Origin of the sequence: Natroniella sulfidigena (genome assembly GCF_023223645.1) — a bacterium.
GTDB classification, from domain to species: Bacteria; Bacillota; Halanaerobiia; order Halobacteroidales; family Halobacteroidaceae; genus Natroniella; species Natroniella sulfidigena.
Map to the genome: position 1 here is coordinate 1 of NZ_JALKBY010000013.1, position 14,610 is coordinate 14,610.

General features: G+C 34.9%; 12 protein-coding genes and 1 riboswitch. Of the genes, 2 read left to right on the top strand and 10 right to left on the bottom strand.

The window, feature by feature from the left end:
- Positions 1-140: 140 nt before the first annotated feature.
- From MWH28_RS09260 to tdh, 6 genes are all read right to left on the bottom strand, one after another.
- A complete protein-coding gene (locus MWH28_RS09260; protein WP_248619080.1) occupies positions 141-1,556 on the bottom strand; it encodes an alkaline phosphatase in 1,416 nt (471 codons plus the stop codon).
- A gap of 107 nt (positions 1,557-1,663) precedes the next feature.
- Positions 1,664-2,947: a homoserine dehydrogenase gene (locus tag MWH28_RS09265; protein ID WP_248619081.1), complete on the bottom strand. Its 1,284-nt coding sequence runs from the start codon at positions 2,945-2,947 to the stop codon at positions 1,664-1,666.
- 78 nt (positions 2,948-3,025) lie between these two features.
- Positions 3,026-3,138, bottom strand: a riboswitch (SAM riboswitch).
- 80 nt (positions 3,139-3,218) lie between these two features.
- Entirely contained in the window at positions 3,219-4,103 is an 885-nt protein-coding gene (sdaAA, locus tag MWH28_RS09270; protein ID WP_248619158.1) for an L-serine ammonia-lyase, iron-sulfur-dependent, subunit alpha, read from the bottom strand.
- A 15-nt stretch (positions 4,104-4,118) separates the two neighbouring features.
- Entirely contained in the window at positions 4,119-4,790 is a 672-nt protein-coding gene (gene sdaAB, locus MWH28_RS09275; RefSeq protein ID WP_248619082.1) for an L-serine ammonia-lyase, iron-sulfur-dependent subunit beta, read from the bottom strand.
- 119 nt (positions 4,791-4,909) lie between these two features.
- A complete protein-coding gene (locus MWH28_RS09280) occupies positions 4,910-6,079 on the bottom strand; it encodes a glycine C-acetyltransferase (protein WP_248619083.1) in 1,170 nt (389 codons plus the stop codon).
- Positions 6,080-6,213: 134 nt separating this feature from the next.
- Entirely contained in the window at positions 6,214-7,269 is a 1,056-nt protein-coding gene (tdh, locus tag MWH28_RS09285; RefSeq protein WP_248619084.1) for an L-threonine 3-dehydrogenase, read from the bottom strand.
- A gap of 629 nt (positions 7,270-7,898) precedes the next feature.
- On the opposite strand from tdh, the gene MWH28_RS09290 reads away from it, so the two are divergent.
- A complete protein-coding gene (locus MWH28_RS09290; RefSeq protein ID WP_248619085.1) occupies positions 7,899-9,065 on the top strand; it encodes a dicarboxylate/amino acid:cation symporter in 1,167 nt (388 codons plus the stop codon).
- A gap of 281 nt (positions 9,066-9,346) precedes the next feature.
- On the opposite strand, the gene MWH28_RS09295 is transcribed toward MWH28_RS09290, so the two are convergent.
- The 3 genes from MWH28_RS09295 to MWH28_RS09305 all read right to left on the bottom strand — a co-directional run bounded on the left by MWH28_RS09295 (position 9,347) and on the right by MWH28_RS09305 (position 11,457).
- Positions 9,347-9,730 (bottom strand): single-stranded DNA-binding protein, encoded by a 384-nt coding sequence (locus MWH28_RS09295; protein ID WP_248619086.1) that lies wholly within the window; start codon positions 9,728-9,730, stop codon positions 9,347-9,349.
- Positions 9,731-9,867: 137 nt separating this feature from the next.
- Positions 9,868-10,203: a hypothetical protein gene (locus tag MWH28_RS09300; RefSeq protein ID WP_248619087.1), complete on the bottom strand. Its 336-nt coding sequence runs from the start codon at positions 10,201-10,203 to the stop codon at positions 9,868-9,870.
- Between the two features lie 219 nt (positions 10,204-10,422).
- Complete coding sequence (locus MWH28_RS09305) at positions 10,423-11,457, bottom strand: SUMF1/EgtB/PvdO family nonheme iron enzyme (RefSeq protein WP_248619159.1); 1,035 nt, start codon at positions 11,455-11,457, stop codon at positions 10,423-10,425.
- 253 nt (positions 11,458-11,710) lie between these two features.
- Here MWH28_RS09305 and MWH28_RS09310 point away from each other — a divergent pair, with 253 nt between their 5' ends.
- Positions 11,711-12,415, top strand: a complete 705-nt coding sequence (locus MWH28_RS09310) for an SIMPL domain-containing protein (RefSeq protein ID WP_248619088.1) — start codon at positions 11,711-11,713, stop codon at positions 12,413-12,415.
- Positions 12,416-12,494: 79 nt separating this feature from the next.
- On the opposite strand, the gene MWH28_RS09315 is transcribed toward MWH28_RS09310, so the two are convergent.
- Positions 12,495-14,522, bottom strand: coding sequence for a bifunctional 2',3'-cyclic-nucleotide 2'-phosphodiesterase/3'-nucleotidase (locus tag MWH28_RS09315; RefSeq protein ID WP_248619089.1), 2,028 nt, complete (start codon positions 14,520-14,522; stop codon positions 12,495-12,497).
- Between the last annotated feature and the right edge of the window lie 88 nt (positions 14,523-14,610).

Below are 14,610 nucleotides of genomic sequence, written 5' to 3' on the forward strand. Positions count from 1 at the left end.
CCAATATCAACCCCCATTATATTGGAATCATCACTTTCTTCATTTTCTATATTAATAGTTACAGCAAAAAACCAACTTATGAAGAACTATTTATAATTTTAAAAAGGTCTCCTAGCTTAAACTAGAAGACCTTCTTTTAATTAATCTTGTTGAACTTGATATTCAAAACCAGATATATCAGCAATCATTTCTGGTATTTCAGTATTATCTAAGATACCATCAAAATTTTCTGCTCCTACACCATAGGCAAAAACAGGAACAGTATTAGCAGTATGTCCTCCAGTGCTATCACTTCTTGCTCTAGTCTTCCGATGCATTACTCCTCCATCATAATAATAAGCAATAATACTTCCAATCTCCCATCCAACTATGTGTTCAGCAACCAGTCTTCCCTCTGGATCATTTCCATCCCACACATTATCTTGAAACTCTTCTATCTCTTCATCACTAAGCTCAATATTGGCATATTCAGAGAAGACTTCCCTAATGCTTTCTGCAGTATAATTATCCGTTTCTTCATCCATTTCTAGCTGTTGGGCCATATATTCAGGAGATACACCAATTTCCTTAAAACTTTCAGTATCCATAACCTCTGATGCAGCAATCCCCATCGTTTCATGATCGGATTTAACAATAACTAATGTATCACCATCTTCCTCTGCCCAATTAACAGCATACTCTACTGCTTCATCAAAATCAATCATCTCTCTCCAAATACCACCAAAGTCTGCTGCATGTGATGCATGATCTACCCGTGCTCCTTCTAACATTAGAAAGAATCCATCTTCATTTTGTGCAGCAGTTTCAATTGCCTTTTCTGACATCTCTACAAGAGAAGGCTCTTCACTTTCTAAGATCTCTCTATCTCCTACATAATTCATAAAGGAAGGATGAAAGAGACCCAAAACCCTTGTCTCAGCAGTAGGTTCTATACTCGCTAATTCATTTCTATCCCGAGGGATTTCATACCCTTTTTCTTCAAAGGCAGCAATTAAATCTTCACCATCTTGTGCTTCAGGTTGGAAAAACCTCTCTCCACCACCTAAAGCTATATGATATTCATTTTCATAGATCTGTCGAGCTATCTCAGCTTGATTGCCCCGATCTTCTGTTTTAGCAACATAAGCTGCTGGTGTAGCATCGGTGACAGTATTGGTAGAAACAACACCAACTGTCTTACCTTGTTCTTTAAAGATATCTAAAATACTTGTCAATTCCTCACCATCCGGGCCAACACCAATCATACCATTATTAGTCTTAGCTGCATTGGCTAATGCTGTACCTGCTGCACCAGAATCAGTAACATCATAATCGGCTGAATAAGTTCTAGCTAATGCTACATGAGGCAGGGTTTCCATAAATAATTCTCCCTCTCTACCATGTTCAAACAGACGTGCAACCTCCATTTGACCTGTTCCCATCCCATCAGCAATCATAACAATTACATTACTAGGACTTGCTTCCTCCTCTTCTTGCGGAGGGGTTTCTTGGGGTGCACAAGCTGCTAGCATAAAGGTCAAAATTACTACAAACAAGATCTTAAAATTCCGTTTCATTTTATTGCCTCCTCGTATAATATATTTAAGATATGTTAGTATTAAAATTGACCTTTTGGCTATTATTTATTCTAAAACTCTACTCTAATTTAAATGATCAATTAACTCTATGCTTCAATCTTAATTACATTACTGACCTCTTTAATTGCAGTCCGCTCTTTAATCTTTTTTAATGCTCGTTGAAGATTCTTTTCAATTACCGAATGAGTAAGAAAGACTAAACTTACTGACTTAGTTGCTTGATCTGCTCCAATTACTTTGCTTACTCTAATATCATTATCTCCTAAAATCTTAGAAACAACAGCCAAACCTTTTTGTTTATCTGCAACCTGTAGGCGAATATAATATTTAGAAGTTAGCTCTTGATGTGATTTTACCGTTTTAGCTTTATAAGCTCTCTTCTCATTCAAATCAGTGACTTGATAATCAATATTACGAGTAATATCAATCACATCAGCTACAACAGCACTACCTGTCGGCAATGAACCAGCCCCTTGACCATAATAGATCAACTCTCCTACTGCATCTCCTTTAACCAACACAGCATTAAAGGCATCTTTGACTCCAGCCAAAGAATGATCTTGAGGAATCATCGCCGGTTGAACTCTAGCTTCTACCTCTCCATTGACCCTCTTAGCGATACCTAAAAGTTTAATTGTATATCCTAATTCTTGGGCGTATGTAATATCCTCTTGTGTTATCTGTGTAATCCCTTCTCTATAAATATTATCTAAACTGATAGCCCTACCAAAAGCAATAGCAGAAAGAATTGTTAATTTATAGGCTGCATCATAACCTTCTATATCAGAAGTAGGATCAGCTTCAGCATAACCTTTCTGTTGTGCTTCCGCTAATACTTCTTCAAATTCAGCTCCTTCATCAGCCATCTTAGTCAAAATATAATTCGTAGTTCCATTGACAATCCCTATTACTTTTTCAATCCGATTGGCAGTTAATGATTGCTGTAAGGACTTGATAATTGGAATTCCACCCCCAACACTAGCTTCAAAATGAAGCTTAACTCCTTGCTTAGCTGCTAAAGCAAATAACTCATCTCCATATTTAGCAATCAACTCTTTGTTGGCTGTTACTACATGCTTTTTGGCTTCTAGAGCCTGCTCTACAAATCTTTTAGCCGGGCCAACTCCTCCAATTAATTCAACAATAATATCTATCTCTGAATTACCTAATACTTCTTCTGACCTATCAGTCATTATACCAGTTGGAATATCAACAACTTTTTCTCTATCCAAATTCTTATCTAATACTTTAGTCAGCTCAATCCTACTTCCTGCCCTCTGATTAATACTCTCTTTATTCTTCAATAAAATCTCTGCTACTCCACTACCTACAGTACCTAAACCTAAAATTCCTACTTTAACTGCCCCCATACTCATTCCTCCTCATTTAAAATTTAAAAAGCCCCTTCTCTGATTGAGAAGAGGCTTAATTTACAATTTTACCCTCTTCTCTCATCTTTCAACCCCAAATTGGAATTGCAGGATGTGGCACCATTACTCTGTAAAACAGAGTCGGTTGCCGGGCTTCATCGGGCCAGTCCCTCCACCTCTCTTGATAAGAGAAATACTAAATTTATGAAATTTAAAATAATTGTATCATTTAGATCACTTACTGTCAACAATAACCCCAAGTTATTTTCAATTAATTATTTAAAGTGAGTTCATTTTCAATCTTACGGGCTGTTGGTGTTGCTGCCAACCCACCTAAAGAGGTCTCCTTTAATTCATTAGGTAAAGCATCCCCTACTTTCTTCATTGCTACTATTACTTCATCAACTGGAATTACACTTTCAATCCCTGCAAGGGCCATCTCGGCTGCTACTAAAGCATTACTTGCTCCTGTAGCATTTCTTTTAATACAAGGAACTTCTACTAAGCCAGCCACCGGATCACAAACTAACCCCAAAACAGTCTTCAGTGAAATTGCTACTGCACTAGCTAATTGGTTATGGTCTCCTCCCATTAAATAAACAACAGCTCCAGCAGCCATTCCAGCAGCAGAACCACATTCAGCTTGACAACCACCTTCTGCTCCTGAGACTGATGCCTGCTGAGCAATCGCCAATCCAATTCCAGAAGCTACAAATAGAGCGTCTATTACTTCTTCTTCCTTCTTTTCATATTTCTCAGCTACTGTTAATAAAGCTGCAGGTAAGATCCCACAAGAACCTGCTGTAGGAACTGCTACTATCGGCTCCATAGCAGCATTTACTTCTGCAATTGCTAAGGCTTTGGCAACTGCTTGTGAAATCACCGCTCCTATCAAGCTCTTTCCATCTTTTTCAGCCTCAGCAAGTAATCTACCATCCCCTCCTGTTAGTCCACTTATGGAGGTTAAATCATCTTTCTCAAGCCCTTTTTGGGCTGCCTCTTTCATTACTTTTAAATTTTTCTTCATCAGTTCTCGAATTTCAGCTTCAGATCTTTCACTCAACTCTTGTTCCCGTAAGATAACAACTTCAGGAATCGAAAGCTCTTCTTTTTGAGCAAGTTCTATAAGTCCATTTATCGTCTTAAAATCATACATCTCCATCTTGCCTCCCTATTTAACAGGTTTAATTATCCTAGCTTCTTTGATCTCAGCTATCTCTTTGATTGCTCTTAATTTCTTTGTCGTTAAATTATGATCTAACTCAATTACTGCTGTCGCTAAAGCACCTTTATACTCTCGTAAGACCTTCATAAAAGCAATATTAAGCTCATCCTCTTCTAATACCCTAGATATTTTGGCCATTACTCCTGGCTTATCTTGATGTAGAGTAATTAAGGTATGGTATTCTCCATTTAAATCTACATTAATCCCATCTATCTGCTTAATAACAACACTGCCCCCTCCAACAGAAGAGGCTACTATTGTAGTAGTCTTATCTGTTCTATCTTTAATTTCAAGTTTAGCAGTATTAGGGTGAACTCCATCCAACTCAACTGGCAAATAATCAAACTCAATTCCTTTTTCTTCGGCCAACTCAAATGCGTTCTTAATCTTTGGATCAGCAGTCGATAATCCTAATAACCCTCCTAATAGAGCCTTATCAGTACCATGGCCTTGATAAGTCTCCTTAAACGATCCATGTAAATGAAACTTTACTTCTTCGATCTCTTCTGCTACAATTTCCCGGGCCAAATTACCGATCCTTACTGCCCCAGCAGTATGAGAACTAGAAGGGCCAAGCATAATTGGCCCGATGATATCTAACAAGCTTAACTTACTCATTATATCCCTCCACTACTAAGATAAATTATATTTACTATATTATTCCTAGGCTTAAAATTTAGAATCAGCAGGCCCTAAAGGAACCTACTGATTTTAAAGCTATTATCTTATTATATTTATTAAATCAATCCCATTTCCTTACCTACTTTTTCAAACTTCTCTAATGCAAAATCTAAATCTTCTTTACTGTGTGCTGCAGAAATCATTACCCTAATTCTAGCTGTATTCTTAGGCACAGTAGGAAAACCAATTGATTGAGCAAATATCTGTTCATCTAATAACTTACTACTAAATTCAGCTGCCTTCTCAGCAGTCCCAATCATAACAGGCGTAATTGGAGTTTCACTCTCTCCAGTATCAAACCCAAGCTGTTCCATCTTTTCTGTGAAGTATTCGCCATTATCCCATAGTTTCTGTACTAGCTCATCACTTTCTTGTAAGATATTAACTGACTCCATTACTGCTGCCATATCAGGAACAGTAGGAGCAGAGCTGAATAAAAATGGTCTTCCTTGTTGCTTTAGAAGTTCAATTAACTTCTTACTACCTGAGACACATCCACCGACAACACCTAATGCTTTAGAAAAAGTTCCTACCTCTACATCTATCTGTCCATGCAAATCAAAGTGATCTACAATACCTCTTCCATGAGAACCTAAAACTCCTTCCCCATGAGCATCATCAACCATTGTCATTACATCATATTTCTTAGCTAGCTTTGCAATCCCAGGTAAATCAGCAATATCACCATCCATACTGAATACCCCATCAACAACTATCAACTGCTTACAATCTTTATCTTGATCTTCTATCAATAACTCTTCTAATTCATCCAACTTATCATGACCATAAACCTTAACCTTTGCTCCACTCAAACGACAACCATCAATAATACTAGCATGATTTAATGCATCACTATAAATAATATCGCCCTTACCAACCAAAGCTGGAATAGTAGCTAAGTTAGCATTAAAACCTGACTGAAAGACTATAGTAGCTTCAGCTTTCTTAAACTCTGTTAATTTTTCTTCCAACTCCTCATGTAAGGATAATGTTCCAGCAATCGTCCTTACTGCTCCTGGGCCAACCCCATATTCATCAATTGCTTCTTTAGCAGCTTCTACTAATCGTGGATCAGCAGCTAATCCTAAGTAATTATTAGAACAGAAATTTAGTACTTCTTCCCCTTCGATAGTTACCCAAGCACCTTGTCCACTTTCTAAAGTACGAATTTGATTATACAACCCTTCTGTTTCTAAACGTTCAATCTCCTTAGCGATAAATTCCATTATTTAAACCCTCCCATTTGATAATTCAGTGTACAGTTTACGGTTTACAGTTGACAGTTAAAACCTTAAAATCAAAAGCCTTAAGCTTTTAAGCTCTTGATCTTAACTGTAAACTGTACACTGTCAACTGTTAACTATTTTTTCAGCATATCTTCCTTATTAGGATAAAGAATTACCTTACCACAATTCCCTGATAAGACCAAATCAAAAGCCTCTTCATAATCCTCAAACGCAAAACGATGAGTAATCAACGGCTCTAAATCTAATCCTCCCTCTAACAATGAAGCCATCTTATACCATGTATCCCACATCTGGCGACCATTAATCCCATAGACAGTAGCTCCTTTGAAGATAATAGCATCAGATAGATTTATCTCCATCTCTTTAGATGGAATTCCTAATAAAGAAGCCCATCCTCCACCTTTTAAAGCAGCAAAGCCTTGTCTAATAGCAGTAGGTTGTCCTGAAAACTCTAACATAACATCTACTCCACCTGTAGCCTCTTCAATCACCTCTACAGGATCTTCCTCAGAAACATTTATAACCCTATCTGCCCCTAACTTCTTAGCTAAATCTAATCGGTATTCATTGATATCAGTAGCAAATATCTTTGCGGCACCAGAATATTCAGCCACAGCTACAGCCGCTAAGCCAATTGGCCCGCATCCAATGACAGCTACACTCTTACCAGTTAAATCATCCATCATAGCTGTATGTACAGCATTACCAAAAGGATCATAAATTGCTGCTATTTCTAGCGGAATATCAGAATCCATCTTCCAAATATTTTCTGCTGGCACACTAACATACTCCGCAAAACAACCAACAGTATCAACACCGATAATCTCTACCTCTTGACAGATATGCCCCTGTCCAGTTCGACAATAAAAGCAACTACCACAAGTAAAATGTCCTTCAGCAGAAACAAAGTCTCCTTTTTCAATAGTATCTACATCTTCACCTATTTCTACTACTGTTCCACAAAATTCATGTCCAAAGATCAACGGTGGCTCTATCCGAGACTGAGACCACTCATCCCACTTATAAATATGAGCATCAGTCCCACAGATAGCAGCAGCATCAACTTTAACCAACACCTCATCAGCACCGATTTGAGGAATATCTACTTCTACAAGTTTAGCACCTACATCAGCTTCTGTCTTCATTAGTGACTTCATTTTATTTTTCATTCCTAGTTCCTCCTAAGTTTTATTATTTGATTATCTTTAGTTTAATCATTATTATTTGGAAATATAAATCCAACTTCCTCCTCTTTCAACAAGTGAAATTGCTGTAAATAAGATCCAACATCACCATTTTATAATGTAACCTGGTCAATGTGACAAGTATTTTGCATCAATGCAATTTATCTGTCATCTTGAACCTTTATTAAGGCAGCTAGTTGTTGACAGTAATAAAATAATAAATTAATTCAAACCTTGCTATGATAGGGTTTATTCCACCTACAAGCAAATAATTATTTTGTAGTGGCATCTTAATTGCATTAACTATTACTCAAGAGTATACCTATCTATTTACTCTGAAAATCACTCTGAAAAATTTCAATGCAAAATAATTTCATCCTTTTTCATCTAATATAAATATACACCAGATTAGTTCAGGCGAAGCAATTACATTGGAATAAATCATATTTATCACCATAATTATAACGATTTATATAAATTTTGTCAAATTGAATTTGAATATTATAAAATTCAAAAAAATTCTACAAAAAAGGAGGAATTTCTAAAAACATCTATAACTATTAACACTGGAGAAGTTAAACAAAATAATAATTAAAAAAGAGGAGCTGAAAATTATGCAAAAGTTAGGTTTATTACCAAAGTTATTATTAGGAATTGTATTTGGTATCATTGTAGGTCTATTCTTTCCAAACTGGTTTGCTAGGGCCTTCTACACTATTACTAATGTATTTGGCGAGTTTTTGATGTACATTGTTCCACTTATTATCTTAGGATTTATTGTCCCAGGGATTGCAGAACTAGGGGATAAGGCTGGAAAGTTATTAGGAATTACAGTAGGAACAGCTTATTTATCTACAGTTATTGCTGGAGTTATAGCTTATTTTATTGGTGATGCTATATTACCTTCTATTATAGCTGATGGTGCTGTACAAAGTGCAGAAAATGGTGGAATTGAACCATTTTTAGCAATTGAAATGCCGCCATTAATGGGAGTAATGACAGCACTGATAACATCATTTTTACTTGGTTTAGGAATTAGTCAAATCAAAGATGAACAGAATGTTATTTTAGATTTTATGTATGATTTCAGAAAAATCATTGTATTAGCAATAGAAAAAGTAATCATTCCATTCTTACCACTTTATATTGCTGGTGTCTTTGCTGATATGGCAGCTACAGGTGAAGTATTTGAAACTTTAGGAGTCTTTGGACAAGTATTTGCTTTAGTGATAGCTTTACACCTAGGCTATTTAGTTGTCTTATTTTTAGTAGCGGGTCAAAGAAGTGGAAGTAACCCCTTCAAAAGTTTAAAAAATATGGTCCCAGCTTATACTACAGCATTGGGGACTATGTCTAGTGCTGCTACGTTACCTGTTACTCTAAAAAATGCTAAAAAGAATGAGGTATCTGAAGAGGTAGCTGATTTTGCAATTCCTTTATCAGCAACAATCCATCTAGCAGGTAGTACGATTACTTTAGTCTTATGTGCACTTACTGTTTTATTACTACATGGTGGACAACCGGCTTTAGCTGAGTTCTTACCATTTATCATGAGTTTAGGTGTAGTAATGGTTGCTGCTCCAGGAGTGCCAGGAGGAGCTGTAATGGCTGCTATGGGACTAATGACTACTATTCTTGGATTTAGTGAACCTCAACAAGCATTAATGATTGGGTTATACATGGCTCAAGATGGTTTTGGAACTGCTTGTAATGTTACTGGAGATGGAGCAATTGCTATGATAGTTGATTCTATATCCAACAAGTTCTCTAAAACTGCATAATTGACTAAAAGTTAAATTTTAAATTTCTAAGGCCATCTAATCTGACAAGATTAGATGGCCTTATTTAATCTCTAAAAATCATAATTTCCTAAAGAACAAAGTGGGCATTAGCCCACTTTAGGCTAAACTTAAGGTTAAGAATAAGTAAAATCAAAAAAGTTATCCACAACCTTTAAAAAGCATAGTTTCCTAAATAATAAAAAAAGTAGTTGCTAGGTGAATTAATTTACCTAGCAACTACTTTTAACTTAGTATATTCTATTATACTTGCCTAAAAGTTTTTAAAAAGGAACATCAATCTCTTCTTTCTTTTGATTATTATTACCACTATTACCTTGCTTATCATTAGGCCAATCAAGAAAACTAACATCTCTGGCTACTACTTTAGGAGATTTTCTGTTAGTTCCATTATCATCTTTCCATGTGTCAATCTGCATTCTACCTTCAACTGCAACTAGTCTCCCTTTACCTAGATGGTTAGCACATGTTTCCGCCTGTTTTCTCCAGACAGTTACATCAATAAAATCTACATCACGCTCACCATTACTATTTTTATAATCTCGTTCTACAGCAAGAGCAAAGTTACAAACTGCTGTCCCTTGGGAAGTATACCTCAACTCTGGATCCCTTGTTAATCTTCCAATTAAAATAACTTTATTCAACATAATAAAACCATCTCCTTTTTTAATTTAAATCCTGTTCATGATAGGATACTTAACCATTATATGTACCTACAAAGAATCTTTTTTACTCCATAAGTCTTATTTCATTATTCTAAAAAAGATTCCTGCAAATTTACAATTTAATTTTCACTCTCTTCATTATTAGTTTCATCTTCTTCTGACTCTTCTCCAAAAAATAAATTGTTATCTTGTAAAAAACCTTCTAAACTCCCTTTTATACTTTCTTCATAATACTCTTTAAGCTCCTCATTTTGATCATAATATTCAATTGCAGTTTCTTTTATCTCTGCTATAAATTCCGTCTCTTGGTAATTTTGATAGATAAAAGTACCAACTAAAACAAATGATAATACTACAGCTATCATTACAATTGCATTAAGAAGTTTCACTATAGCATATATCAATCTAAATGGAAAGGTTATTAATCCAAAAATAAAACCTATAAGTTTAAACATTCTCTTCTTCAACCCCATTTCAATTCACAATTAAATTCAAACTAATTAAATTTACACTATTACTAACATTGCTAGATAAGAAAAGAGACTAATCAGCCTTTTAGGTAACTGACCAGCCTATCACTCTTGATTATAATTTTTCATAGATTTCATTATAAATAGCCTCCATACTTTATTCAATTAGACGATACCATAGAATAACTTTGAAGTCAAGTTGTTTTAAGAAGAGGTTCTTGCCAATCGAAAACCACAATCTCCTCGCTTATAAGATGGATCACGTTCGCGGCTACTACTTACCTTACAGTTATGACCAGAGGTGTTGGCCCAAGAACCACCTCGTATAGCCCGAGCAACAAAATATCCCTCTGGAATATTATTCATCCATTCGCTCAAATTACCGCTCATATCATATAGCCCTAGTTCATTAGGTTGCTTACGACCAACAGGTTGTGTTGAATTTGTATTTTCATTATACCAACCAACCTCATCTAAATTATCACTACCTGCATATTTTGTTGGTTTACCCTCTGCTCCTCCACGGGCTGCATACTCCCATTCTCTACTTGTTAATAATCTATATCCATTAGCGTTATTATCCTCTGTTACTGTAGCTGAGACTATATTTTCTTCATCATATTCTATACCACGTATATTGTAATGCTTATCTAACCCCTTTTTTTGTGATAATTTATTACAGTATCTTATAGCATCATACCAAGTTATATTTTCTACAGGGTTATAGGGGCTTCTTGAAAATGTAGACGGATTAAACCCCATTAATTTTTCAAATTCTGATTGTGTTACCAAATACTTTCCAATATAAAAGTCATTCTCTACACTTATTGCTCCATTTTCTTTACTGGTTGTGCCTGCTTCAACTAATATCGTTTTAGAGGTGAAGCGAATATGAGGTTTACATTCTTGTTTGAGGAGATTATTTCTTCCTTTTCTCATTTCTTTTTGTAAAATTTTAATTACATCAAAAGTATCTGACACTTCTCTATATTTTTTAGCCAATTGTAACGCAGTTTCACCCTTATTGTTTGTAAGATTGACATCAGCACCTTTTTCAATCAAAAACCTTACAAACCCCGCATTTCCCCTTGCTGCCGCTACCATTAAAGGAGTATTCCCATATTCATCTTTGATATTAACACTACCACCAAATATTTCTGTAAATTTTTCTATATTCTTAATTGCTCTTTGGATATCATCTTTTTCTAATGCCTCAAATATTGCCTTGCTTATTTGCACATAATTCAATTTATTTTTTCTCCTTTCTTTTAGCTGTTGATAATTGATGATCAAACTGTAAATCTTCTATAATTTATCAATATTTTTTATTGTTCTCCTGTGGTTTGTATTTCTATATATTCCTCTAATCACCTCCATCAAAACTACTTTAATTTATTTTTCACACTACTATATGTTTATACTTTAAAATCAGAAAAATAATGCGATCATTTAAAATATAAAGTATAATATAAAATAAAAGGATGTGATAAAATTGCCTAAAAAAATATTAATCTTATCTCTATCATTTATCTTAATCAGTTCTACTATTGCTTTAGCTAATCTTAAAACCATATCTACAATTGGTTATAGTCAAATAGAAAAAACACCTGATTCGGGTATGATTAAAGCTGAAATAGTAGGTTTAGGAGCAGGTAAAGCAAATTTAGAACATAAATTAAGACAACGATTAAATAACTTAAAGGATGAATTAACTAAAAAGAAAGAAGTCAATAAAGATAAAATTACAAAATCAGAGATTGAATCTAATAATATTGAAGCTAATGATTATAAAGCAACAATAATCTTAACAATTGAATTTAATGAACAAGAAAAAGATTTGGCTACAGTTAGCTCTAATCTAATTGAGATTATTGATCAAGCTCATCCTCAAAGACGAGCAACTTATAATCAAAATTATGAATTCGATTATGAAATAATTCAAGCTTATTATACTTTTGAACAAGTAGAAAAATATCAACAACAGTTATTTGAAACTGCTTTGGAGGTTAGTCAGCAAAAAGCAGAGTCTTTAGCTAAAATTAATAATTTTAGTTCAATTGAGATGATAAAGATCAAGGAACAAGAAAAAACAAAAGATTTGATGAATTATCAAGAAAAAATAGAACTTAATCAACCTCAAAAGCCAACTGCTCAATCTTTTTCTGAAAGATTAAGAGTTGATTATCAGTTTAATTAATCTTAAGTCCACTACTTAACTGATAAAAATGATAAAAAAATCCTCCGGTCATTTAGACCGAAGGATTTTGATTCTTGCATTAGCTATCTTGATTCAATAAATATTTATATATACCCCACTCATTATCATCTGTCCCAGCAAATTCGATCCTTGCTAAATCTTTATCTTCCATATATTCTCTCCCAACTGGATCGGAAGCAAAAATAATATCCCCTTTAGTTTCAACCGGCTTTAACTCCCAGTTGCTCTCACGTTCAGGAGCTATTACATCTTTTTCTGCTACATACTCCATTATAACATCTTGATTTTTAACATCTCCAGGAGCAGCAGGCAGTAAACTTTGAGAGCCATCTAATACATCAGTAGCAGTACCGCTAGCTCGATGATTATTAGTAGCCATTAGAAATTCCATATCATCAGTAACAGGTTGGCCCTTATAAGTAACATCTACAATTCTATTGCCAACTTTCTGGGTCACGTCTATTTTATAGTCTATTCCTAATATAGATTCATAATAAAAACCTTCAAAGTATTCATTAATCAATTCTTGATCCTCTTCTAAATCAGGATCTATTTGATTGAAGTTTTCTGCTGATTCTTCTAAAAACTCAACTAATTCTGCTCCAGTAACCTTAACTACTTGGAATAGGTTATCATAAATATATATATCAGTTATATCAGTTATATCTAATTTCCCTGGTTCTATATAAGTATAATCTGTAGGTCCTTGGCGACCAAATCTAAGTGGAGCAGCTGTTGAAATCACAGGTAAATCTTTATATTCTTCTTTCTTTGTCAATTCCAGTACTTCTTCGGTATACCATTTCTGAGCCTCCTGCGTTAAAGTAATAATAGCACTATCTTTAACCCGAGTAAAGTGAGTAGAAAGAAGGACTGCTGTTTCACCAATTGGAGTAGTTACATAATCAATGGTAGCTTCATGTTTTTCTTCTACCAACCCTACAATCTCAGGATGCTTTTTTACCTCCTCATCTACATCTAAGATTCTTGATTTACCTCCTTTAACTTCCCAGTCTCCGCCATTGTAAACAACATCCAATTCAACAACTCCTAAATGGCTTCCCCAAGCTCCAGGCATAGCAGTAGGAACCCCATTAATCAAACCTTGTTCATTATCAATATTTTCTATATCATCATATTCACTGCCTCCTGGGAATTCATTATGTTGATGTCCAAGTACCATTGCATCTATACCTTCAACCTGGCTTAAATAATAGCCAGCATTAACATCTTTATCATCAGGATCAATACCTGTATGAGCTGAGACTATAATTAAATCTGCTCCTTCTTCTTTCATTTGTGGAATAACTTTTTCAGCCTCTTCTATAATATCCTTTCCAACAACCTCTCCTTCTAGATAGGTACTACCCCAAGACACAACTTCAGGAGAAACAAAGCCTACTACCCCGATATTAACCTCTTTACCATCTATCTCTCTATCTAAAATCACATAAGGAGTGAAGTAATTCTCTTCTGGATTATCATAATCATAAAGATTGGCATTTAACCAAGGAAAATCGGAACCTGCTTCCGCTCGCCTAAAATAATCAATACCATAATCTTGTAATTCATGATTACCTAATGTAGCAGCATCATAGCCCATTGCATTCATGGAATCTACTATAGTCGGATGTTCATCTTCATCTAGTGGTGATACAATAGGTTCCACATCTCCAGGAAGTTGATCAGCTTCTAAATTCCCTAACAGACTTCCCTGAATAACATCTCCGGAATCAAATAATAAGACATTATCGTGCTTTTTCTTTATCTCCTCCACCAAAGTAGCAACCTTGCTTAAGCCAATGTTTTCATCAGCTTCATTACTCATATAACTATAAGGCATTATATACTGGTGAAGATCAGTAGTACTTAGTAAAGTTAATTTATGTTCACTACTTAGCGGCGCAGAAGAGAAGCCCTTGGCAGTTCTATTGAAGCTACTAAAACCAAGACCAGTGACTACTGTTCCTGCTAATACCTTTCCTGTGTTGGCCAAGAATTTACGTCGTGATATCCCTTTCTTCTGTTGACTAGTTTCTAGTTGTTCTTTAATCTCTTTTGAATTACCTTTGTTTTCTTTATCCATTATTTAATCAACTCCCTTTATTTTTATTCTGTTCTCCCTAATCCAACCTTTCTCTTCTTTCATAACTAATGCACCTGAGCCATAAACT